17 protein-coding genes, 1 tRNA gene and 1 pseudogene are annotated in these 23,644 nt (G+C 42.3%); 17 read left to right on the top strand and 2 right to left on the bottom strand.

The window, feature by feature from the left end; translation table 11 throughout:
- The first annotated feature begins 45 nt into the window (after positions 1–45).
- From ATH1_RS0118435 to ATH1_RS0118405, 6 genes are all read left to right on the top strand, one after another.
- Entirely contained in the window at positions 46–1,413 is a 1,368-nt protein-coding gene (locus tag ATH1_RS0118435) for a glycosyl hydrolase (RefSeq protein ID WP_010420035.1), read from the top strand.
- Positions 1,414–1,917: 504 nt separating this feature from the next.
- Entirely contained in the window at positions 1,918–3,135 is a 1,218-nt protein-coding gene (locus tag ATH1_RS0118425; RefSeq protein ID WP_010420039.1) for a glycoside hydrolase family 27 protein, read from the top strand.
- Between the two features lie 143 nt (positions 3,136–3,278).
- Positions 3,279–3,611 carry a hypothetical protein gene (locus ATH1_RS0118420; protein ID WP_010420041.1) on the top strand — a complete coding sequence of 111 codons (333 nt, stop codon included), beginning with the start codon at positions 3,279–3,281 and terminating at the stop codon, positions 3,609–3,611.
- Positions 3,612–3,730: 119 nt separating this feature from the next.
- On the top strand, positions 3,731–4,933 hold the full coding sequence (locus ATH1_RS0118415; RefSeq protein ID WP_139035304.1) for a glycoside hydrolase family 130 protein: 1,203 nt from the start codon (positions 3,731–3,733) through the stop codon (positions 4,931–4,933).
- Complete coding sequence (locus tag ATH1_RS0118410; RefSeq protein WP_010420044.1) at positions 4,930–6,159, top strand: AGE family epimerase/isomerase; 1,230 nt, start codon at positions 4,930–4,932, stop codon at positions 6,157–6,159. The genes ATH1_RS0118415 and ATH1_RS0118410 overlap by 4 nt, the downstream gene beginning before the upstream one ends.
- Before the next feature lie 96 nt (positions 6,160–6,255).
- Positions 6,256–7,659 carry an MFS transporter gene (locus ATH1_RS0118405; RefSeq protein ID WP_010420046.1) on the top strand — a complete coding sequence of 468 codons (1,404 nt, stop codon included), beginning with the start codon at positions 6,256–6,258 and terminating at the stop codon, positions 7,657–7,659.
- An 81-nt stretch (positions 7,660–7,740) separates the two neighbouring features.
- Here ATH1_RS0118405 and ATH1_RS0118400 read toward each other — a convergent pair whose 3' ends face one another.
- Positions 7,741–8,076: a helix-turn-helix domain-containing protein gene (locus ATH1_RS0118400; RefSeq protein ID WP_245531748.1), complete on the bottom strand. Its 336-nt coding sequence runs from the start codon at positions 8,074–8,076 to the stop codon at positions 7,741–7,743.
- A 45-nt stretch (positions 8,077–8,121) separates the two neighbouring features.
- Between ATH1_RS0118400 and ATH1_RS0118395 the strand changes: the two genes are divergently transcribed.
- From ATH1_RS0118395 to ATH1_RS20235, 7 genes and pseudogenes are all read left to right on the top strand, one after another.
- The gene (locus ATH1_RS0118395) at positions 8,122–8,679 is read left to right on the top strand and encodes a DUF4982 domain-containing protein (protein WP_010420050.1); all 558 of its coding nucleotides are present in this window, start codon (positions 8,122–8,124) and stop codon (positions 8,677–8,679) included.
- Between the two features lie 148 nt (positions 8,680–8,827).
- Positions 8,828–9,244, top strand: a complete 417-nt coding sequence (locus ATH1_RS0118390) for a DoxX family protein (protein WP_010420052.1) — start codon at positions 8,828–8,830, stop codon at positions 9,242–9,244.
- A gap of 608 nt (positions 9,245–9,852) precedes the next feature.
- A tRNA-Val gene (locus ATH1_RS0118380) sits at positions 9,853–9,927 on the top strand.
- A gap of 333 nt (positions 9,928–10,260) precedes the next feature.
- Positions 10,261–10,508: pseudogene (locus ATH1_RS22670) on the top strand (hypothetical protein).
- Positions 10,509–10,663: 155 nt separating this feature from the next.
- Positions 10,664–11,497: a peptidylprolyl isomerase gene (locus ATH1_RS0118375; RefSeq protein ID WP_010420060.1), complete on the top strand. Its 834-nt coding sequence runs from the start codon at positions 10,664–10,666 to the stop codon at positions 11,495–11,497.
- Positions 11,498–11,604: 107 nt separating this feature from the next.
- Complete coding sequence (locus ATH1_RS0118370) at positions 11,605–12,420, top strand: peptidylprolyl isomerase (protein WP_010420063.1); 816 nt, start codon at positions 11,605–11,607, stop codon at positions 12,418–12,420.
- A 329-nt stretch (positions 12,421–12,749) separates the two neighbouring features.
- Complete coding sequence (locus tag ATH1_RS20235; protein ID WP_010420066.1) at positions 12,750–14,072, top strand: peptidylprolyl isomerase; 1,323 nt, start codon at positions 12,750–12,752, stop codon at positions 14,070–14,072.
- Between the two features lie 28 nt (positions 14,073–14,100).
- Here ATH1_RS20235 and ATH1_RS0118360 read toward each other — a convergent pair whose 3' ends face one another.
- On the bottom strand, positions 14,101–15,171 hold the full coding sequence (locus tag ATH1_RS0118360) for a class I fructose-bisphosphate aldolase (RefSeq protein WP_010420069.1): 1,071 nt from the start codon (positions 15,169–15,171) through the stop codon (positions 14,101–14,103).
- A gap of 79 nt (positions 15,172–15,250) precedes the next feature.
- On the opposite strand from ATH1_RS0118360, the gene ATH1_RS21555 reads away from it, so the two are divergent.
- The 4 genes from ATH1_RS21555 to ATH1_RS0118345 all read left to right on the top strand — a co-directional run bounded on the left by ATH1_RS21555 (position 15,251) and on the right by ATH1_RS0118345 (position 23,443).
- Positions 15,251–15,418: a hypothetical protein gene (locus ATH1_RS21555; RefSeq protein WP_156062757.1), complete on the top strand. Its 168-nt coding sequence runs from the start codon at positions 15,251–15,253 to the stop codon at positions 15,416–15,418.
- Between the two features lie 525 nt (positions 15,419–15,943).
- Complete coding sequence (gene pheS / locus ATH1_RS0118355; RefSeq protein WP_010420070.1) at positions 15,944–16,963, top strand: phenylalanine--tRNA ligase subunit alpha; 1,020 nt, start codon at positions 15,944–15,946, stop codon at positions 16,961–16,963.
- 675 nt (positions 16,964–17,638) lie between these two features.
- Positions 17,639–20,656, top strand: a complete 3,018-nt coding sequence (locus ATH1_RS0118350; protein WP_010420071.1) for a basic secretory protein-like protein — start codon at positions 17,639–17,641, stop codon at positions 20,654–20,656.
- Positions 20,657–21,148: 492 nt separating this feature from the next.
- Positions 21,149–23,443 carry a sodium-translocating pyrophosphatase gene (locus ATH1_RS0118345; RefSeq protein WP_010420073.1) on the top strand — a complete coding sequence of 765 codons (2,295 nt, stop codon included), beginning with the start codon at positions 21,149–21,151 and terminating at the stop codon, positions 23,441–23,443.
- Positions 23,444–23,644 lie beyond the last annotated feature (201 nt).

Below are 23,644 nucleotides of genomic sequence, written 5' to 3'. Positions count from 1 at the left end.
TTTTTACACAGTCGCTATTCTTTAACTAACTCAAATAATGGAAGTATGATAAAAAGAATATGCATACTTTTTTGGGCATTTCCTCTTTTTGTGTATTGTTCGAATGATTCGGAAGAAAAGAAACCTCCACCTGTTGTAGAGTCAACATCGCCTGTCGACGGGGCCGTGGATGTAAATGTTTCGGCAGAAGTTTCTGTTACTTTTGACGAGGTTGTGGAATTGGTCGAGAATCACGGTATTTCTGTAAATAGTAAACAGGTTGCGGCAGATGCTTCCTTCAAAAAAATATTGATAGATGCAGCTCTCGAATATGGAACTCAATACGAGGTGACAGTTCCGGCAGGGGCCGTCGTCAACACTTTTGGGGTGCCTTCAGAGCATGATGTAACATTCTCTTTTACTACCAGGCCTCCTGTCGAAATCACCTCCGACCTCACTGTTTCAAACCCATCTTCCGAAGTCCAAAATGTGTACAACTTCCTGAAAGAGAATTATGGTTCAAAAATTATTTCAGGAGCTATTGCCAATGTGAGCTGGAACATCAATGAAGCCGAATGGGTATATCAGCATACCGGGAAATATCCGGCCATGAATACATTTGATTATATTCATCTGAATGCTGCGCCTGCCAATTGGATCGATTATTCCGATACGCAGGTTGTTGAAGACTGGTGGGCCAATAATGGTCTTGTTAGTGCCTGCTGGCACTGGAATGTCCCGGTTTCAGAGGGATCGACTGAATATACCTATAAGCCCTCCGAAACGACTTTCAGCGCTGCTAACGCGACTGTTGAAGGAACCTGGGAAAACGATATAGTAAATGCCGACCTCGAAGAGATAGCAGGGTATCTGAATTTATTGAAGAACAAGAATATCCCTGTAATCTGGCGTCCGTTGCATGAAGCAGCCGGTAATATCTATGAATACGACGGAGGCAAAGCCTGGTTTTGGTGGGGTGCCGATGGTGCTCAGGCCTTTAAAAATTTATGGGCATATATGTTTGAGTATTTTCAACAGCAGGGATTGAACAATCTCATCTGGGTTTGGACTACACAGACAAAAGATGATGAATTTTATCCCGGTGATGAGTATGTCGACATTATCGGCAGAGATATTTATAATAATAATGATGCTGCTGATATTGCGTCACAATTTGATGCAATACAAGACGCTTACCCGACAAAAATGGTCACTTTAAGTGAAATGGGAAGCATTGCAAACATTACCGAGCAGTGGAACAGTGGTGCATTGTGGTCCTGGTTTATGCCATGGTACGACTACGAACGTACCAATGATCCCGGAGATGCGGATTTCAGTGAAACCAACCATACGCATGCCGACATAACCTGGTGGGAAGACGCGTTTTCTCATGATGCTGTGATTACCAGAGATGAAATGCCCGATTTGAAATAATGAGTGCGGTATAAAAGGCATATTTTTTTGAAAATCAATGAGCCTGGTATAAAAATCATCTTTGTTGCCAAACTCGTTGTTGTTTTGAATTTTTACATCCTCATTAACAACAAGCTAATTCTGGTACAAAAATTTAAAACGCCTGGATTTTGACAAAAATATGCTTTTTATACTACACTCATCAATGAATTTGGCTTAAGGCAGGGCCCGATAATGTTAAAGGTATAAAATAGTATAGATTGAATTAATAGCCCCGAACCGGATATTCTTTTGTTTGGTTTGGGGTTTTTATTGCTAAATCATAATGATATATAGCATCTTAGAACGCAAAATGCTTTTCCTGATAATGCTTCTTTAATTTGTGACAAGTTGTTCTGCAACGATTACAAATGGGCGAATTATACAAACAACTGAAAGGATTGTACTTGTAACAAAGCTTTAAAATCCGGTATTTTGTTGAAAATTAATTCGCAATAAGATTGTATTACTACAAATATCCGCGATATGATTATTAAAAAGGGTTTACTTGTTTTTTTTGTTCTTCTTTTCGGGTTTCGCATTCAAGCCCAAAAATTTGAAGAATTGGCACTTACTCCGCCATTGGGTTGGAACAGCTGGAATAAATTTGCCTGCAATATTAATGAAGAAATAATTCGTGATATAGCGGATGCCATGGTGGAAAGTGGTATGAAAGACGCGGGTTATGAATATATCGTCATTGACGACTGCTGGCATGGCGGACGTGACAGTCTCGGTTTTATCTATCCCGATTTCACACGTTTTCCCAACGGGATGAAAGCGCTCGCCGATTACGTTCATTCTAAGGGACTGAAGCTGGGCATTTATTCTGATGCCGGTACTAAAACCTGTGGAGGGTACCCGGGCAGCCGTGGCTACGAGTATCAGGATGCGCTTCAATATGCAAAATGGGGAATCGACTATTTGAAATATGACTGGTGCAATACTGAAAATATAAATCCTGTCGGGGCTTATACCACAATGCGTGATGCGTTGTATAAAGCAGGCCGTCCTGTTTTGTTCAGCATGTGCGAATGGGGCAACAATGAACCCTGGAAGTGGGCCGCAGACATTGCCCACATGTGGCGCACCACTGGCGACATCTTTATTTGCTGGGACTGTAAACACCAACATGAAGGGGGCTGGTACTCCTGGGGTGTAATGAAAATTCTGGATATGCAGGAGGGATTGCGCAAATATGCCGGTCCCGGACATTGGAACGACCCTGATATGCTGGAAGTGGGTAACGGATTGACTGTTAACGAAGATCGTGCACATTTTTCGATGTGGGCTATGCTCGCAGCTCCCCTTATTGCCGGAAATGATCTGAGAAATATGTCCGAAGAAACCATTGAAATTCTTACCAATGAAGAAGTCATTGCTATTGACCAGGATTCTTTGGGCGTTCAGGGCTTTAAATACAGCAGTAAAGACAGCCTGGAAACCTGGTTTAAGCCATTGAAAAACGGAGAGTGGGCAGTTTGTTTTCTTAACAGGCGTGCAGAACCGGCAGTGGTAGAATTTGACTGGAAAAATGAGAATGTGATGGATGAGATTTTTGGTTACGTGACCAAATTTGATGAGGTTACATATTCAATACGCAATCTCTGGAACAGGAAGAATATTGGTAAAACCAAAAAGGCTTTTATTGCAACTGTACCTTCACATGATGTTGTTATGTTGCGACTGAAACCATTAAAATAGCCGAAAAGGCAGTTATTTCCCCAATATCTCAGACTGATTTTATACAGATGAATCGAGCATGGCAAAGTTTCCCACAACAGAACATGTATAAGTTCTTGCATGCGAGTTCCATCAGACCAATAACTTAGATTAATTTTATACCGATGAAAAAATTGGTTTTCTTATTCCTTTTAGGGAATGTTTTGTCCTCATGTGTGACCAAGCCTTCTGAAAATTTATCGCATAATCCTGCCGATAAGCTTTTTGAACAGCTTAGCGGGATAAAAATAAAGGGATACTTTTCGGACACCAGGACGACCTGGCTTCTGGTGTTAATTGCCTATGTAATGCTTTGGAGGAATGCCGATACAACCCATTTTTTCAGTACTTACCCAGGACATTCCCCGGCTGCTGATTTTAAGAAATTCGTCAGCCGTGAAAAAGTCTGGTTACTGGAAGACTGGAACCGATTTAAGAAGGAGAATAAGCTTGAATAATTTACGGGGTTACAAAAAGAGTCACGAACTCACAACTTCCCGGTTCACGATGCTGTTGACTAATTGTATAGATATCGGATAATCTCTGAATCTTATGTGATCTAAGATTAAATATGGCTATGAAGAATGAATTATTTAAAGAACGTCTTGAAAGAGTGTCGAGGGAGCATGAAAAATTGCTGACAAGGCCGAATGAACCGTTGTTTAGCACAAATGGAATTTACAATCGTTACAGATATCCCATCCTGACACGCGAATATGTTCCCCTTCACTGGCGGTTTGATATGAATCCCGAAACCAATCCGCATTTTATGGAGCGCATTGGTTTTAATGCAACTTTTAATGCCGGAGCCATTAAGTGGAACGGGAAATATGTACTGGCAGTCAGGGTTGAAGGCAACGACCGGAAATCGTTTTTTGCAATTGCCGAAAGCTCAAACGGCGTTGATAATTTTCGTTTTTGGGACAGGCCCGTTACTTTGCCACAGAACGAATTACCCGATACAAATGTCTATGATATGCGGCTTACCAGGCATGATGACGGGTATGTTTACGGGGTGTTTTGCGCCGAACGTAAAGACCCTGATGCCCCTGATGGGGATACAAGTAGTGCCGTTGCTGCTGCCGGAATTGCCAGAACCAAAGACCTGATAAACTGGGAGCGCCTTCCCGATCTTGTTTCAACAACAGGTCAACAGCGTAACGTGGTTTTATTTCCACACAAAATTGATGGTAAATATGCCTTTTATACGCGTCCACAGGACGGGTTTATTGATACCGGGAAAGGCGGTGGCATCGGATTTGGCCTGGCTGACGATATTGAACATGCAACAATAAAAGAGGAAGTAATTGTTGATGCCAAACGGTATCATACTGTTTATGAAGTAAAAAACGGACTCGGTCCGGCACCGCTTCGTACCGGGAAGGGATGGTTACATCTGGCGCATGGTGTCAGAAATACAGCTGCCGGATTGCGGTATACGCTTTATATGTTTATGACCGACCTTGAAAAACCATGGATTGTCACTCACAAACCTGCCGGTCATTTTATGGGGCCGCTTGGAGAAGAACGCGTGGGTGATGTTTCCAACGTACTTTTTTCAAACGGCTGGATTGCCGATGACGATGGTACCGTATATATTTATTATGCTTCCTCAGACACCCGCCTGCATGTCGCTACTTCAACGATCGATCAACTGATTGATTATTGTATCAATACGCCTCAGGATAAGTTTTACAGTGCTCGCTCGGTAGAGACAATTAACAGTTTGATAGACAAAAACAAAACTTTCGAAGAAACTCAAAAGAAAAAATTAGAATGAACGGAAAAGACGAATTGCTGAACGATCTTCACAAAGAATTGGAAGACATACTTCATTTTTGGCGTTTTCATACCATCGATCATGAGCATGGAGGTTTTGCCGGAGAAGTAGATGCAGAAGGGAAAATGGTACCAGGGGCAGACAAAGGTGTTGTTTTGAATGCCAGAATTTTATGGACTTTTTCCGCAGCTTACAATTTTTTCAAAGATGAACAATACCTGAAGCTGGCTCACCGGGCTTTTGATTATTTGGTTAACCATTTTTGGGACAACCAATATGACGGTCTTTTTTGGGCCGTTGATTTCAAGGGTGATGTGATAAATCCAAGGAAACAAATATACGGGCAGGGATTTGGGATTTATGCCTTTTCCGAGTATTTTAAAGCATCGGGGAAACGCGAAAGTCTTGAACTTTCAGTAAAACTGTTTGACTTGATAGAAACACACAGCTTTGACCCTGTAAATGGAGGCTATCTGGAAGCATTGTCGCGGGAATGGAAGCAAATGGAAGATGTGCGATTGAGTCCCAGAGATGCCAATTCACCCAAGAGCATGAATACTCACCTTCATATTTTGGAGCCCTATTCCAATCTGTTTCGTATATGGCCTACAGATGAACTTCGGAATAAAATAAAAGGCCTGGTAAGAGTCTTTCTTGATAATATTTTGAATCAGGAATCCTGGCATTTTCATTTGTTTTTCGACATGGATTGGACGGTGCAATCTGACATTGTTTCCTTTGGGCACGATATCGAAGGGGCATGGCTCATTAATGAAGCGGTCAGATTGATCGGAGATGATCACCTCGAAAAAGAAACACGTCGTAAAACATTGCAAATGGTGAATGTAGTAATTAAAGACGGGTGGGCTCCCGACAATTCTCTCTATTATGAAAAAGATATTAAAAAAGAAGTGTTGCACAAAGACCGTCATTGGTGGGTGCAGGCTGAGGCTCTTGTGGGGTTAATGGATGCTTATGAGCATACCGGTGAACCGGTGTATTGCGAAATGTTCGGAAAAATCTGGAATTACATTAAAAATCATGTAATAGACCATGAAAAAGGCGAATGGTTCGGGATTGTTTACGATAACGGGCAGCCTGATCGCAACGGCCTGAAAGCCGGTTTTTGGAAATGTCCGTATCACAATACCAGGGCACTGATTGAAAGCATTCAACGTTTGCAATATGTTGCCGCACAAAACCATGTGACCTCAAAACTATCCTGAGGAATCTGCCGCTATCTACTTGTTGATGGCATTGAGGCACTAAGAATTTTCAAACCTGCGTCAGTTAATTGTTAATGAGGATTTAAATCTATTTTCATGAGTAATACTGCCATAAAATTAAAGGAAAAAATTGCTTATGGTTTCGGGGATGCCGCGTCATCGATGTATTGGAAGATTTTCACCGCTTACCTGGCTATTTTTTACACCGATGTATTTGGTATCCCGGCAGCCGCTGTAGGTACCATGTTTTTGGTCACACGCATTTGGGATACTGCAAATGACCCCATCATGGGAATTATAGGAGACCGCACTAACACCAGGTGGGGCAAGTTCCGTCCTTATCTGCTTTGGGTCGCGGTACCTTTTGCTATTATAGGGGTCCTTTTGTTTACTACACCCAACCTCAGCGTGAACGGGAAGATCGTTTATGCTTATGTCACCTACACGCTTATGATGATGGCCTATACTGCTATCAATGTGCCTTATGCCAGCTTGCTGGGTGTAATGACAGCCGATCCTAACGAGCGAACCAGCTTTGCTTCTTATCGTATGGTTTTTGCTTTTGCAGGTAGTTTGCTGGTGTTCGCCATTTTTCAGCCTACTGCCGATTTTTTTGAAAATGTTATCAATTTTAGCAAAGAGACTGCCTACCAGCTTACAATGACAATCATCGGGATAATTGCAGTCGGCTTTTTTCTGATGACTTTTTCATGGACACGCGAACGTATTCACCCCCCGAAAAATCAGCAAAGCAGCCTGAAAGAGGATTTTAAGAACCTTCTCGGCAATGTTCCGTGGTTTGTTATTCTGGGAGCAGGAGTCATGACATTAATTTTTAATTCTGTTCGTGATAGTGTGGCATTGTACTATTTTAAATACTACGTTATTGACGAAACCGCATTGGCCATTTCTTCTGCAACTTTTACATACAGCACCCTTTATTTATTCCTCGGGCAGGCTACCAATATGATTGGTGTTATGATGGCCAAGCCTGTTTCTGCCAGAATCGGGAAAAGACGGACTTTCATTTATGCCATGTTCATGGCGGCTGTTTTGAGTGGCATATTCTATTTCTGTAACCGCGAAAATTACTTTTTTATATACCTGCTTCAGGCATTGATTAGCTTTTGCGCGGGGATTATTTTCCCGTTGATGTGGTCGATGTATGCCGATGCTGCCGATTATTCTCAGTATAAAACAGGCCGCCGGGCAACAGGGTTGGTGTTTTCGGCTTCCAGTATGTCGCAAAAGCTCGGATGGACACTGGGCGGTTCCATCACCATGTGGCTTCTTGCCTTGTTTGGGTTTCAGGCTAATGTGGAACAAACACCGGATACCATCGAAGGGATCAAATACATGATGAGTTTCATCCCGGGTATTGCAGCCTTGATCTCCGGTGCTGTTATGATATTTTACAAGTTGAGTGATAGTAAAATGAATGAAATTATTGCCGAACTCGAAAGAAGAAGGGCAGCAGAAGAAAGTAATATAAAGGAATAAAGCCGGGAAGAGGTCATTAAGTATATCTTGTTCAGAGGGTTTTATTGATGGGTACGATATAAAAGCATATTTTTGTCAAACTCATTTATACCCCTTCGGCGACACACCGAACTTGGCCTTAAAACTTTTGGAGAAACTTGATAAACTGGTATAACCGACGGCATACATTATTTCGGTAATGTTTCCATCTTTGTTTTTGAGCATGTTGGCAGCCTTTTGCATGCGGTAGTTGTTGATGATATCGCGAGTGGATTGCCCGGTTATGGCTTTGAGTTTCCGGTAAAGGTGGGTACTGCTCATTCCCAGGGTCTCACTGATCATATCTACTGAGAAGTCGGGATTTTCAACATTTCTTTCAACAAGCGACATTACTTTTTTCAGGAAGAGGCACAGGCCCTCAATTATCAGGAAGCGCACAACAGCAATCTGCAGGGGCCGGCCTGCGGTGATGCCAACTGGCTCATGTTTGACTACAACCGGGGGTATGCTTCTGATATAGAGGCCTCGGGAATTATGGATATTTTCAGACTTCCGAAGTTTGCCTGTTATTTCTATAAAAGCCAGGCCGATATTAAGCCTGAAGTAAATGAAGAATTCTACAGCCCTTTTATTGAAATAGCCAACTTTTATAATGATCCCTCTTTTACTGATGTTAAAGTTTACAGCAACTGCGATGAGGTTGAATTGCTGGTTAACGGGAAATCTCTTGGCAGACAAAAGCCGGACAGCGATCGCATCAGTACACATCTGAAACATCCGCCGTTTACTTTTAAACTTCTGTCTTTTGAACCTGGCGAAATTACGGCCAAAGGCTATGTAAACAATGAGGTAGTTACATCTGCTGCGCGTAAAACGCCCGGGGAGGCAGACAAATTGAAAGTTTGGGTCGATGAAAGCGGGAAGCCCTTACAAAAGGGTGTCAACGATGTGGTATTCCTTTATGCGGCCATAACAGATCTCTTTCCCCTCCTTTTTGCCATTTTATGCAGATACAGACACTTCCCTTCATTTCAGCATTGATGCCATTGAATCTATTCAGGTTTCGTTACTGAACAGATCGTACAGAGAAGTGAACTTTCGATTGGATAAAGTATGGATTGAATAGTTTTTGAACAAATTCTCTTTTTTCAGGTTTTTAGAAAAACATTTCTAACAAAACAAGAATATTATGAGAACATTATTCAAAAACGAAAAAGACCTTGCGGCATTGATATTACGTCTTGGTTTTGGATTTTTTATTGTATTTGGTCATGGACTGGGCAAGTTACAAATGCTCCTGTCCGGAAACGTTCAATTCCCGGCTCTTTTCGGGATCAGCCCGGCAATTAACCTGACACTGGCAATGCTGGCCGAATTTATTGCCGGAATCATGATACTGATTGGACTGAGAACCAGATTGGCATCTATTCCTTTAATGATTACCATGGCAGTTGCAGTCTTAACCGTTCATTTGGCGGATCCGTTATTTGCAGCAAGCGGTGGAGCAAGTAAAGAGTTCGCCTTATTGTATTTTTTGGGTTTTGCCGGACTATTCTTTTTAGGATCGGGTAAGTACTCTGTTGATGCTTACTTCGGTCGCGGATGATATTATAAAAAGGATCATAATGCTCGCCCGTTAAATTTCAGGAATTTCTTTGCGCAACGGCATTTTTTTCGGATAATATTGATTCAGAATATTATTGCCCAAGTTCTTGCAGGCATGCGGCATAGCCGGACGGCCGCTTGCTTGAAAGAACTTGGTTTTTTTTAATGATTTATGAGTGCGGCATAAGAAGCATATTTTTGTCAAAATCAAGGCGTTTTAAATTTTTGTACACGAGTTATCGCCTTGTTAATGAGAATCCAAAAATTTAAAACCACAATGAGTTTGGCAACATAGATGCTTTTTAGACCGGGCTCATTTATCTGATACCTGAAATTTTACAGGTCGATATCATTTAAAACCGGTTGTTAAAGTTTATTAACAGCCCTTTTGTCCGGCCTTAAAGTTATTTTCCTGATAAAAAAGTACAAATATTTATCATTTTCTGTAAAAATATTTCCACTTAAAACTTGCGTCTGTTAAAAAATGTCTATATTTGCAACCAGAAAGTTCAGCCTTTCCCTTAAATCAGAAAATCCAAAAAAGAAGGTTCGGTTCCCATCGGGCCTTTTTTTGTTTTAAAATTTTATATTTTTGCAGAACCAAATCAGGGGTTGTTAGCTCAGTTGGTTTAGAGCATTACCTTGACAGGGTAGGGGTCACTGGTTCGAATCCAGTACAACCCACAAGGCCGGCAGAATTGATCTGACCGGCTTTTTTTCTGCGTGGTTCATCAGTATTCGTCTAAGTTATTGGTCTGATGGAACTCGCATGCAAGAACTTATACATGTTCTTTTGTGACAAACCTTGTCATGCTCGTTTCATAAATACAAAAGAAGAATCTGAATAAAGACAGGGAACTCTTTTGCTGGTGCGGATTTCTTTGCAGAGCAAAGCGGCAAAGCCGAGCGTTAATCCGCGCCTCCTTAGGAGTGGATTTCTAATCCACCGTTAACTTCCGATTATTTTCATCCGAATAAAATTTAATAATTAAGGTCGGATGGAACTCACATGTAAAAATTTATACATATTCTTATTGTGGCAAACCTATCTATGAGTGCAGTCTAAAAAGCCTTTTGACCCCTAAATCCCCTAAAGGGGACTTTTTTAAACTGCTGATTTTTAGCAGTTCCCCTTTAGGGGTCAGGGTAAAAATGGTAAAAATCAGCAGTTTGAAGGCTTTTTATACTGCACTCATCCATTCTTCTGTGAATTCTGGAGTACACCGCTGTTTAAAACTCATTTTATAATCATGAGGGCGGTATAAAAAGCATATTTTTGTCAAAATCAAGGCGTTTTAAATTTTTGTACCGGAGTTAACTTGCTGTTAATGAGGATGCAAAATTTAAAACAACAACGAGTTTGGCAACAAAGATGCTTTTTAGACCGGGCTCAAAACTTAATCTGTAAAATTATATAATCATGACTTCACTCTTAAATCACAGCAAGGCAGTTGTTTCGATATTAATTATCGCTTTAGGATTCGTTTTTGTAACATGTGAAGAGCCTGAAAAGAAAGTGCTCATCAAAACGCCTTACGGGAATATGAAAGTCAGGCTTTATGAAGATACACCTAAACATAGGGCTAACTTTTTGAAACTTGTAGAAGAGGGGTATTATGACCAACTTCTTTTCCATCGCGTCATTGATGGTTTCATGATTCAGGGAGGCGATCCGGAATCAAAAGAAGCAACGGAAAGAACACGGCTGGGAAGTGGCGGCCCTGGTTATACATTGCCGGCAGAAATCAATTACCCCAAACATTTTCATAAAAAGGGTGCTCTGGCCGCTGCACGGCAGGGTGATCAGGTCAATCCCGAACGCGAATCTTCCGGGTCACAGTTTTATATTGTTCAGGGCATGACATATACATCAGAGGAACTCGACAATATTGAAGAGGAACACTCGAGGCGCCGTATTCAGTCAAAGATGTTTGATATGCTCAATCCTTATCAGGACTCGCTGATGGCTATGCGCCAACGAGGTGACAGAGAAGGATTTGAATCCCTCATAGATGAGATTGAACAAAAGGCAAGAGAAGAACTCGGCGACTCCGCCAGCTTCTCTTTCCCTGAAAATATTCGTGTAGCATATTCTACCATAGGAGGAACTCCTCAACTTGACGGGGCTTATACTGTTTTTGGGGAAGTGGAGGAAGGACTTAACGTAATCGACTCTATAGCTGCAGTGGCTACCGACCAAAATGACCGGCCTCTTAAAGATATAAAAATGACCATGGCGATCATTGAGGAATAGTTTTTGTGAACTTTTCCTGTAACCCGATGAAGAGGGTCTGCTTTTGACGGCCTGACCTGTAACACCGGCAACGAATAAACCGATGATCTTTTGACTTTTTTAAAACCATGCGAAAATTATCAATACTACTGACGGCGACAGTTGTTTTTCTTACGATAGGAACGCTTTCTGCTCAGGAATACACACATTATGTCCTCATCAATACCAACATGGGGAACATGAAAGTGAAACTTTACAACGATACCCCCAATCACAGGAATGAATTTTTGAAACTGGTCAACAAAGGGCATTTCGACGGAACCCTGTTTTACAGAGTAATCAAAAACTTTGTTATTCAGGGTGGTTCCTCAGATTCGCGAAATGCGCCACCAGGCAAACACATCGGCTATGGTACCGGGGCAGTAAACATTGATGCCGAATTCCGTGACAACCATTTTCATAAAAAAGGAGCGATTTGTGCGCCCCGTCAACCCGAAGATGCGAACCATTTCAAGATGTCCGATATATCCCAGTTTTATATCGTAGAGGGAAAAGTATGGACCAATGAGCAACTCGATATTCTCGAAAAGAACACCAATATTCCCATCAAAAACGATTTGAAGAGAAAGTATTATCTTCCGCGTAAAGAAGAACTGGCAAAACTCAAAAAAGAAGACCCGAGAGCCTTTAATAAGCTTTTGCGTGAGATAAAAGAGAAGATCAATTTCGAATATTCCTTGTCAGATTATCTCGAGTTTTCCGAAGAGCAACGAAAGGCTTATACGACCATTGGCGGATTGCCCGACCTGGACGGAGAATATACGGTTTTCGGCGAAGTTGTTGAGGGGTTTGATGTTATTGACAAGATTGCAGCGTTAAAGACCGATAAGAACGACCGTCCGTTTACCGATGTGGTTATTGAGATAAAAGAAATTTCGCAATGACAATGGTTACCTGAAAAGGCCTGAACACGAAGACGCACTGACGCTGAGTTACTATTTCCGGGTGTTATAGTGAATTTTTCCCTTTGAAGTGCAAGGTTGAGTGCAGTATAAAAAGCATATTTTTGTCAAAATCAAAGCGTTTTAAACTTTTGTACAGGAGTTAACTTATTGTTAATGAGGATGCAAAAATTTAAAACAACAACGAGTTTGGCAGCAAAGATGCTTTTTAGACTGAGCTCAAGGTTTTTTAAGTAAACCTTAAATTAAGTCTGTTGTTCCTGGAAGTGACTTTTAAGAGTGGAGTCAGGGATCTAAAGTTCTATATTATTATGCAGTTTAAATACCTCAACTTTGTATTGAAGAATCCGATCATATTGATCCTTCTGATCTCTTTTTTGTCGGGTTGCAAGTCCCCTCAGAAAAGGAGTGAACAAACACAACAACCCAAAGGCTCTTATCAGGCCAATATAAAGGGTATGGTTGAGATTCACACTTTCGATCATTATAACCGGGTAGAGAAAAAAGGGTTTGGGTTTTTTATTGATCGCGACCTGGTGGTAACCAATCTGGAGTGGATTAAAGGAGCATATAAGGCAAAAATAGCACCTCCCGGAACAAAAGACTACAAGGACGTGAGGGGATACACTGCTTACGATCATAATCTTGACCTGGTTATTCTGAAAGTTAAAAGGAATAATCCCAACTATATTAAACTGACAGAGAATCAGCAAGAAACCGATTCTCTTTATACGCTGAGAAGGCCCTCACGAAAACTCTATGTTCGGAAAGGTGTTGCGGGTGCTTTTCACGACATGGATTCAATCAGTTTCCTGGAGGCACCGGCTATTCTAAGGGCTGGTAAACCTGCATTCAGATTGAATCACGAATTACTTGGAATAGTGCAGGAAAGGGAGGTGAACGATTCTCTGCGAAAGGTGGTTCTAAGTCAGGAACACATCGCCGCATTGCTGAAGAAACAAACCGACCGGCCGGTGTCTGTCTGGGATTTGCGCACTAAAACCGATAAGGTTTATATTTCTCATGAAAAGGTCGCCGGCTTCAGGATAAAAACCACAATGGGAAATATCGTCATCAGCCTTTATGATGAGACCCCCAGGTTTCGGGACAATTTTATTAAACTGGTGAGCGATCATTTCTATGACAGTCTTTTGGTGCACCGGGTTCTTAAAGATTTTTTGATACAAACCGGGGCTGCCGATTCCAAATATGCCGGTAAAGACGATATAGTAGGCTGGCAGGGACCCGGATATAATCTGCCTACAAAAATAGTTCCTTCGCGGTTTCACAAAAGAGGCGCCGTGGCTGCTTCAAAACTACCACCGGACAGAAATCCCGGAAACCGTTCGGACGGATCGCAGTTTTACATTATCTCGGGGCGTGTTTTTACTCATGAGGAGCTTGATGAGATAGAAGAAGAAAAGGGATTCCGGTTTACACCTTCTCAACGCGAAATTTATACAACGGTTGGCGGGGCCCCTTATCTTGATGGCGATTATACGGTTTTTGGAGAAGTGACCGATGGTATGGATGTGGTAGACAGGATTGCTGCCGTTGAGACTTATGGCGAAAACAGGCCGGTAAATGATATCCGTATTAAGACGATAGATATCATACAAAAGATCGATCGATAATTCAATCGATCTTTTGTATGTAGCTATATCACGCTATCGAAATTTCATTATTCAGATACACATCCTGTATCAGATTCAATAATTCAACACCTTCTTTCATTGGCCTTTGAAATGCTTTCCTGCCCGAAATCAAACCTGAGCCGCCTGCCCGTTTGTTAATGACAGCCGTGCGTACGGCTTCACCAAAATCACTGGCTCCGGAAGATGCTCCGCCCGAATTGATCAGTCCGATCTTTCCCATGTAGCAGTTAGCCACCTGGTAACGGCATAAATCGATGGGATGATCAGAGGTCAGTTTCTTATACATGTCGGGATGCGTTTTGCCAAATTTTAACTCTGTGAAACCGCCATTACAGGTTGGTAATTTTTGCTTAATAAGATCGGCTTTTATCGTTACCCCCAAATGGTTGGCCTGACCCGTGAGGTCTGCAGCAGTGTGGTAATCGTCTTTTGCAGTTTTGAAGCTGCTGTTTCGTGTATAACACCATAATACCGTTGCCATACCAAGCTCATGGGCCTGCTCAAATGCTTCGGCTACTTCTACCAGCTGCCGGTTCGATTCTTCCGAACCAAAATAGATGGTGGCACCAACAGCAGCAGCCCCCAGATTCCATGCTTCCGAAACGCTTCCAAACATGATCTGGTCATATTTATTGGGGTAGGTCATCAACTCGTTGTGATTGATTTTTACAAGAAACGGGATTTTATGGGCATACTTGCGCGCATGCAGAGCAAGTCCGCCAAATGTTGTTGCAACAGCATTGCATCCCCCTTCAATGGCGAGTTTTATGATGTTCTCCGGATCGAAATAATCGGGATTGGGGGCGAATGATGCGCCTCCTGTGTGCTCAATGCCTTGATCGACAGGTAAGATAGAAAGATAACCTGTTCCTCCCAGTCGCCCATGGTCGTATATGCGCGAGAGGTTAATGAGTGTCCGCGGGTTGCGGTCACTTTGCCCGAACACTTTATCCAATGTATCCGGACCCGGCTGCGTTAGTCGCTCTTTGGAAATTTTTGGTTGGTCAAAAGTGAGCAATGAGTCATCATTCCCGAGATATTCGATGATCTTTTGTGTGTTATTTTTTATTGTGTCCATAACTGTATTGGTTTTTTGGTTATACATATTTAAGTGTGCTTCTATAAAAGAAAACTAAATATAACCAATTGATGGCACAATGGCTAATTTATTAAAAGGTTTAACACTGATGGCTTCCATTAACCTGGTCTATTATGTACTGATAAAAAGTATTCTCTTCATGCTTTCTATTAGAACAACATCTTTCGGGAAGATAAGAATAAGTGAAGAGCTGGTCAAATTTATGCGGTGTCATTTCCCGGCTTAATTGTTAGACAATATTCCGCTTGATTTTTAGAATAAATTGCAAATCAATTGTTTGAGATTAATGTTTTTTTCTGCTAAGGTGTAGTATATCAATGCCATAAGAATTATCTGACGTCTTATATCTAACAATCTAAAAATCTAAAAATCTAAAAATCTAATAATTACAGCCTCACTGGAAAAATTTATTACTTTTGCGATTTACTTGTGGTTTAGCACATTTTGTGTTTTTCAATTTTGAGCAGGCTCCGAAAAGAGCTACTTTTGTAAATCATTTTGTAATCTAAAAATCTAACAGTCTGGTGATTAGTATTACAGGCAGAAAATTATCCGTTTGCCAAAAGACCATGACGAATTAAATTGTTGAGTGCAGTATAAAAGGCATATTTTTGTCAAAATCCAGGCGTTTTAAATTTTTGTACCGGAGTTAACTTATTGTTAATGAGGATGCAAAAATTTAAAACAACAACGAGTTTGGCAACAAAGATGCTCTTTAGACCGGGCTCATTGTTCCAAAAAAATAATGACTATGCTTGATAAGATTAACAAATTACTGGAAGAAATAAAAGGGCTTTCTGCCTCGTCTGCTGAGGAAGCCGAACAATTGCGTATCAAATATCTCAGTAAAAAGGGCATTATACCTCAACTTTTTCAGGAATTTAAGGATGTTCCGAATGATCAGAAGAAATCTGTTGGTCAGGCAATCAACCAGTTGAAGGCTGCGGCCCAGGAAACCATCAATAATCTGAAGGAACAATTTGAAGAATCTCAACTGACATCGGGAGCTACCGACCTGACACTTCCGGGAACATTTATGCCCGTGGGAAGCCGTCATCCGTTGTCCATTATTCGAAAACAGATAGTGGATATTTTCGGGCGCATCGGGTTTACCGTTGCTGAAGGGCCGGAGATAGAAGATGACTGGCATGTGTTTGAGGCTTTGAATTTTCCTCCCGAGCACCCGGCAAGAGATATGCAGGACACATTTTTTATTACACAGGATCCCGACATTTTGCTCAGAACGCATACTTCGTCTGTGCAGATTCGTGTTATGGAACAGCAGAAACCACCCGTCAGGGCTATTTTCCCCGGCAGGGTATTTCGCAACGAAGCCATATCGGCGAGGGCACATTGCATCTTCCATCAGGTTGAAGGTCTTTACATTGACGAAGATGTATCGTTTGCCGATTTGCGTCAAACACTTCTCTATTTTGCCAAGGAAATGTTTGGACAGGAAACACGCATTCGACTCCGCCCATCTTACTTTCCCTTTACTGAACCATCTGCCGAGATGGACATCTCCTGTACACTTTGTGGCGGTGAGGGATGTAACATCTGCAAACACACCGGTTGGGTTGAGATACTGGGTTGTGGAATGGTTGATCCGGCCGTTCTTTCCAACTGCGAAATTGATCCGGACAAATACACAGGATTCGCATTTGGTATGGGCATTGAACGTATTGCTATGCTGAAATATCAGATCAACGACATCCGCCTGTTCTTCGAGAACGATGTTCGGTTTCTTGAACAATTCAGGGCAGAATCATAAATTCCTGTTTTTTGGCAAAATATTTATAAAAATGGCTGCGCCATTTGTTGTTTGGATCACCGAATTTACGCGAATTAACGCGAAATTAGTCGCATCTTTGATGCGACAGTAATTCGGTGTCATTCGTGCCATTGACAACATCATAATTGATTTTTTAAGGCTCCTTTCAGTCGTTTCATCCGTATAAAATTTATTTATTAAGGTCGGATGGAACTCGCATGCAAGAACTTATACATATTCTGATTGTGACAAACTTTGCCATGCTCGTTTCATCTTACATCTTACCATCTTACATCTAAAAATCTATTAAAACAAACTTTGCCATGCTCGTTTCGTAAATGAGTATTTTGGTTTTAAGCGTAACGCAATAAATGGCACTTTATCGACAAACACTGGGAAAAGTATCGATTCTTTTGAAGAAAAGTATGGATTCTTTTGAAGAAAAGTATGGATTCTTTTGAAGAAAAGTATGGATACTTTTGGTGCAAAGTATGGATACTTTTGGTGCAAAGTATGGATACTTTTGGTTCAAAGTATGGATACTTTTGAAGAAAAGTACAGATACTTTTAGAGTGGTCTGTTATTGTTTTCCCCTTCAAATTGTTTTTCCGCTTATAAATTGAACCCTGTTTCCAATTTCTGCGTAATTTAAACGGACAACTTTAAACTGATGCCATGGGCAAAGTTACTTCAATAGCGTTGTTGGTTTTATTTCTGGGTATTTTTTCAGAGTTCAGTTTCGCTCAGTATTTTGGGAAGAATAAGCCCTCTTACCGTACCTTTGATTTCAAACTTGCCTGCACCGAACATTTCGATATATATCACTATCTGGATGACACTAACAGACTTAATAAGTTTGGTAGTCTGGCAGAACAATGGTATCGCTATCATCGCAAATTACTGGTTGACACGTTTAGTACCCGTAATCCTGTTATCCTTTACCGGAATCACGCCGAATTTCAACAGACCTCTGCCATTTTGGGTGATATCGGGATTGGCACCGGTGGCGTAACCGAAAGTTTAAAAAGACGGATAGTGATGCCGTTTGCCTTTTCGGATTACCAGACATCGCATGTATTGGGACACGAGATGGTGCATGCTTTTCAATATCACATTCTTGAACAATATAAAGATTTGAGTCCGGCCTCAATGACAAGGGTGCCGCTTTGGATGATCGAAGGAATGGCCGAGTATCTGTCTGTTGGTAATTCGGATGCTTATACTGCTGTTTGGATGAGGGATGCATTGCTCAGTAATGACTTTCCGACACTGGAGGAGTTAAGCCGCAGCGGGCGGTACTCTCCTTACAGGTTTGGGCAGGCTTTCTGGTCTTACATTGCCTCACGATACGGAGAGCAATACATACGCCGTCTTTTTGTCGCCTCAGCCATGTCGGGTTATCATACGGCTGTGAACGATTTGCTTGGAATTACCCCCGACTCACTGTCGAAAGAGTGGCGTGAAACGCTGGGCAATCACCTACTGACAAGGCAGGATTCGTCTTATACTTTGCTTGGACAAAAACTATTTTCAAAAAAGAATGCCGGGAGGTATAATTTATATCCCTCGGTGAGTCCTGATGGCAGACATATTGTTTTTTTATCGGAGCGGGATATTTATTCACTGGATCTCTTTCTTGCCAGTGCTCACGACGGGGAGATTATTGATAAACTCTATACCAGTTCACGTAGCAGCGATATTGATGCCCTGGAATATATTGAAACCTGCGGGACATGGTCGCCTGATAACCGTCATTTTGCATTTACCGGTTACCGGAAAGGCCAATCGGTCATTCTTATTTTTGACATTAAGAGAAACAAACTGGTGCGAACAATTTCACCGCCGGAGATAGATGCAGTCTCTTCACCGGTCTGGTCGCCCGATGGACGGAGTATCGCTTTTAGTGGAATGGTCAATGGTGTGAGCAATATATATTTATTTGATTTGGGAGAAAAGCAGGTCAAAGCTGTTACAACATCTTCTTTTGCCTCAATCCAGCCTTCCTGGACATCCGACGGAAAATATATATGGTTTTCAACCGATGAGCCTGCATCTGACCAGACACGGCATTTCCCCGGTTTTTTTAACCTGGCCAGAGTGAACCTGATCAGTGGAAAGACTGAGGTGTTTTGTCCTTTTGACGGAGCAAAGAATCTTAATCCTGTTGCAATCCCGGGTCAGGAGCTTGTTTTTTTTCTTTCGAATGTGAACGGGCGACGTGATTTGTATGTATTCGATACTACCGATGAAACAATCCGGCGTGCAACAAACTATGCAACGGGAATTATGGGGATCACCGAAATGTCTCCGGCCCTGAGTCTTGCTTCTGAAAACATTTATTATTCAATGCTTTGGCATGGAGAGTTTCAGATTGTGAAGGTGCCTTATGAGTTGCTTCTTCAACATGCCGAAGTTGTGCCACGTCAGGGGTTCGATTACCGTGCTGCCCGTCTGGCGCCGTTTTCCAGACAATTTTCTGTTGTTGATCAAAACCTTATCTATAACGGTGTATTGGATGCCCCCGAAGTAGAAACCCGGCCAAAACCGCTCAAAAAGGATTTTCGACTTGATTATCTTGGCAATATGGCCGCCGGTGTTATGACAAGTCGCTTTGGAACAGGAATGGGAGGGAGTATTGAAGCCCTTTTCAGTGATGTTCTGGGACATCAACTTCTCTATACAGCCGCCAGCATTTACGGAGAGATTTATGATTTCGCGGGTCAGGTTGCTCTACTCAACCAGAAGCGCAGAATTAAGACAGGAATCAGTTTCTCGCATGTCCCTTACCGGATGGGATATTTTACTTACGAGGGTGCAGGAGATGAACAAAGTCTTGTCTATTACAGCCGAAGAATTTTCGAAGATAAAACATCTTTGTTTGCATATATGCCGTTAACCCGGATGGTGCGAATTGAATCAGGAACTTCGCTTGCACATTATGGTTACAGGTACGAAAAGATAGAAGATATCCGCAATTATTATCCTACTTATTATGAATCCGGTACAAAGACCGATGCGCCTGACGGTTTTTGGGTAGGTCAGGCCGATGTTGCCCTTGTTTTTGATAATGCAAAAAACGGGATGACTTCGCCGGTGGATGGCACAAGAACAAGGGTTCAGGTCGAAAAATTTTACAACGGCGTTAATGCCCATGCCGTTTTATTCGACTACAGGAAATATAAATTTATTCGTCCGTTCAGTATTGCTTTCAGACTTTATCATTACGGGCGATACGGGGCCGACAGTGAAACCAACAGAATGACACGGCTTTTTGCGGGATATCCATGGCTGGTGAGAGGGTACGATACCGGCAGCTTTTATGCCGATTCCACTCATAATAGCTCATCGATTGGCATTAAGCATCTTATTGGTAGCAGAATGTTGGTTGCCAACGTTGAATGGCGGATGCCTCTGTCAGGCCCTGTCGACCTGGCTCTGCTTCGTTCGTCCACTTTCTTTTCAGAGTTTACTTTTTTTATCGATGCAGGTCTGACCTGGGACGATGAAAGCAGGCCGTATCTATCTCTGACTACAACTTCCGATAAAGAAAGGATACCCGTTTTTAGTACAGGTACTTCCGTGAGATTCAGTTTCTTTGGCGTTATTATCATAGAACCCTATCTTGCTTTTCCTTTTCATCAGGGCAGGTTTTATACCGGACAATTTGGATTTAACATTTTTCCCGGGTGGTAAGTGTCGCTTCGAACATAACTCTGTTCTTAAAAATTTTAACGTTCATCCCAAGAGTACAAACCGATAAATTTTTTATCTTGTGCCTGTTTTGGCTTTTTTTGAAAAGCGGTTAAAAACACGCTTGTCGTGGCTGAAATTGGGGGAAGGCAGGGATCCGTTGTGTTTTATGTAGCGTTGGTACTATAAAGGATTTACAGACTATTGTATTTAGAAAGTTGATGGTAGGTTTATCAGGATAAAATCACTAAGAGCCAGCTGAAGATGAGATGGGGGATCGAAGTTTGTTACATCTTCTGCCTGTCAAACTTCTGCCTTTTGGGTGATTTTATCTGAAGAAACGAGCATGGCAAAGATTTCCACATAAGAACATGTATAAAACTCAATCATGCGAGTTCCATCCGACCAATGACTTAGATTTATTTTATACGGATGAAACGATCAGTTAATAAGATAATAATCAGTATTAAATAATAACCAATAAATCTTAGAACTATGCTAAATCCTGTATTTTGGTTTGTTCCTGTCGCTTCATTGATAGCGCTGTTTTTTGCCAGGTTTTTCTTCAAGCAAATGATGAAGAACTCTGAAGGCAACGATACCATGAAAGAGATTGCCCGCCATGTACGTGAGGGGGCGAATGCCTATTTGCGCAGCCAGTATAGAGTGGTCGCCAGGGTTTTTGTGGTATTGGTTATTTTGCTTGGCGTTCTTGCCTTTTTCAAAGTACAAAACCCGTTTGTTCCTTTGGCCTTCCTGACCGGTGGTTTTTTCTCCGGCTTGTGCGGTTATCTGGGTATGAAAACGGCCACCTATGCTTCGGCCCGTACCGCCCAGGGAGCTTCCCAGTCACTGAATCAGGGACTGAAAATTGCCTTCCGTAGCGGTGCAGTAATGGGGCTTGTTGTGGTTGGTTTCGGACTTCTCGACATCGCTATGTGGTTCTATGTTCTCAATGAGCTGATATTTACCCCGGAGAACATGAAGACCGGTCTGGAATTTGCCGGGCTAACATTTGTTAATCCCGGGATTACTGAAACAGAAAAGTTGGTAGAAATTACTGTAACCATGCTGACTTTCGGGATGGGTGCATCCACTCAGGCACTTTTTGCCCGCGTTGGTGGAGGTATTTTTACTAAGGCTGCTGATGTCGGAGCCGACCTGGTTGGTAAAATAGAAGCCGGTATTCCTGAGGATGATCCGCGTAACCCCGCAACCATTGCTGACAATGTTGGTGACAACGTTGGAGATGTTGCCGGTATGGGTGCGGATTTATATGAATCATACTGTGGGTCAATTCTTGCAACCGCAGCTCTTGGCGCATCACTGCCGGCGCTGACCGGGGCCGAACAGATGCAGGTAGTGTTGGCCCCCATGCTCGTGGCCGCCGTTGGGATAATTCTCTCCATCGCGGGAATCTTTTTTGTCCGGGCAAAGGAGTCGGCTACCCAGAAGAACCTTCTTACTTCGTTGCTTTTAGGAACCGGTGGAAGTTCATTCTTAATCCTGATAGCTCTTGCTGTGTTGGTGTTTGCAGGTTGGATTACCTGGGGAATTTTTGGTTCTGTGGTTGTTGGTCTTCTGGCCGGGGTTATTATTGGTCAGGGAACCGAATATTTTACTTCGGATGAGTATAAACCCACCAAAGGTATTGCAAAGCAGGCTCTTCAGGGACCCGCAACAACTATAATAGAAGGAATTTCAGTCGGAATGTTTTCTACCTGGATTCCTGTCGTGACAATAGTAGTCGGGATTGTAGGATCATTTGGTTTTGCCGGAGGCTTTTCCAATTTTGCAATGGGCGTATACGGAATCGGCTTTGCCGCCGTCGGGATGCTTTCTACTCTTGGTATTACATTGGCAACCGATGCTTTTGGGCCAATTGCCGATAATGCAGGTGGTAATGCCGAAATGTCGGAACTTCCGCCCGAAGTGCGTGAACGTACCGATGCCCTTGATATGCTTGGTAATACCACTGCTGCCACCGGAAAAGGTTTTGCCATTGGATCGGCAGCATTAACAGCCATGGCCCTTTTGGCAGCGTATATGGAAGAAGTTCGCTTATGGCTTGGAAAATTGGCCACGGCTTCTGTTGAGGGCATTCAGCAGGTGGGCGATTATATTTTCTATTTGGCTGGTAACCCTGAACCCGCAGTAGCTAAAGGACAAAAAGCCGTTGAAATTTCGGAGGCAGGTATTCGTGATTTTTCATCAGCCTACGACCTTTCTTTGTTTAATCCGATGTTGCTGGCAGGTTTGTTTATCGGAGCGATGATGGCTTTCGTCTTTAGTTCAATGACCATGAAAGCTGTTGGTCGTGCTGCCGGCAAAATGGTGGATGAAGTTCGTCGTCAGTTTAAAGAAATTCCCGGAATTATGGAACGAACAAGTAAGCCTGATTATGCCCGTTGTGTGGAGATTTCCACGAAAGGAGCCCAGCGTGAAATGGTTCTGCCTTCGCTTCTTGCCATTGCTGTTCCTGTGATTGTTGGCGTGGTATTTGGCGTTCCGGGAGTTGTAGGACTTCTGGCCGGTGGTCTGACTGCAGGGTTTACCCTCGCCATCATGTTGAACAACTCTGGTGGTGCCTGGGATAACGCTAAAAAATTCATCGAAAAGGGGAATTATGGCGGAAAAAACAGTGAAGCACACCATGCAGGTGTTGTCGGCGACACCGTGGGAGATCCATTTAAGGATACCTCAGGCCCGTCGTTGAACATTCTTATTAAACTTATGTCAATGGTTTCGGTTGTAATGGCCGGACTGACCGTGGCTTTTTCATTGTTTTAGGAAACAATGGTTTTTAACCTGACGGAAAGGGTACATCCCGGGGGTGTACCCTTCCTTATTTTATAATGTGTTATGAAACGAGTCCCGATTACTCGGGACGAGTTCCATTCTGCCAATAACTCAAACAAATTTTATACTGATGAGAGTTGAGGGCAGTATAAAAAGCATATTTTTGTCAAAATCCAGGCGTTTTAAATTTTT

It is taken from the genome of Anaerophaga thermohalophila DSM 12881 (genome assembly GCF_000191885.1).
GTDB lineage: Bacteria > Bacteroidota > Bacteroidia > Bacteroidales > Marinilabiliaceae > Anaerophaga > Anaerophaga thermohalophila.
The sequence above is the reverse complement of the archived record's forward strand: the minus strand, read 5'-3'. Positions and strand labels throughout refer to the sequence as shown.

What these genes read in the sequence shown, in the direction of transcription:
- pheS (WP_010420070.1), top strand. Translation starts at nt 15,944, where the DNA reads ATGCTTGATAAGATTAACAAATTACTGGAAGAAATAAAAGGGCTTTCT.
- ATH1_RS0118420 (WP_010420041.1), top strand. Translation starts at nt 3,279, where the DNA reads ATGAAAAAATTGGTTTTCTTATTCCTTTTAGGGAATGTTTTGTCCTCA.
- ATH1_RS0118415 (WP_139035304.1), top strand. Translation starts at nt 3,731, where the DNA reads ATGAAGAATGAATTATTTAAAGAACGTCTTGAAAGAGTGTCGAGGGAG.
- ATH1_RS0118375 (WP_010420060.1), top strand. Translation starts at nt 10,664, where the DNA reads ATGACTTCACTCTTAAATCACAGCAAGGCAGTTGTTTCGATATTAATT.
- ATH1_RS0118345 (WP_010420073.1), top strand. Translation starts at nt 21,149, where the DNA reads ATGCTAAATCCTGTATTTTGGTTTGTTCCTGTCGCTTCATTGATAGCG.
- ATH1_RS0118360 (WP_010420069.1), bottom strand. Translation starts at nt 15,171, where the DNA reads ATGGACACAATAAAAAATAACACACAAAAGATCATCGAATATCTCGGG.
- ATH1_RS0118390 (WP_010420052.1), top strand. Translation starts at nt 8,828, where the DNA reads ATGAGAACATTATTCAAAAACGAAAAAGACCTTGCGGCATTGATATTA.
- ATH1_RS0118370 (WP_010420063.1), top strand. Translation starts at nt 11,605, where the DNA reads ATGCGAAAATTATCAATACTACTGACGGCGACAGTTGTTTTTCTTACG.
- ATH1_RS21555 (WP_156062757.1), top strand. Translation starts at nt 15,251, where the DNA reads ATGGCTAATTTATTAAAAGGTTTAACACTGATGGCTTCCATTAACCTG.
- ATH1_RS0118435 (WP_010420035.1), top strand. Translation starts at nt 46, where the DNA reads ATGATAAAAAGAATATGCATACTTTTTTGGGCATTTCCTCTTTTTGTG.
- ATH1_RS0118410 (WP_010420044.1), top strand. Translation starts at nt 4,930, where the DNA reads ATGAACGGAAAAGACGAATTGCTGAACGATCTTCACAAAGAATTGGAA.
- ATH1_RS0118350 (WP_010420071.1), top strand. Translation starts at nt 17,639, where the DNA reads ATGGGCAAAGTTACTTCAATAGCGTTGTTGGTTTTATTTCTGGGTATT.
- ATH1_RS0118425 (WP_010420039.1), top strand. Translation starts at nt 1,918, where the DNA reads ATGATTATTAAAAAGGGTTTACTTGTTTTTTTTGTTCTTCTTTTCGGG.
- ATH1_RS20235 (WP_010420066.1), top strand. Translation starts at nt 12,750, where the DNA reads ATGCAGTTTAAATACCTCAACTTTGTATTGAAGAATCCGATCATATTG.
- ATH1_RS0118405 (WP_010420046.1), top strand. Translation starts at nt 6,256, where the DNA reads ATGAGTAATACTGCCATAAAATTAAAGGAAAAAATTGCTTATGGTTTC.
- ATH1_RS0118395 (WP_010420050.1), top strand. Translation starts at nt 8,122, where the DNA reads ATGTTTGACTACAACCGGGGGTATGCTTCTGATATAGAGGCCTCGGGA.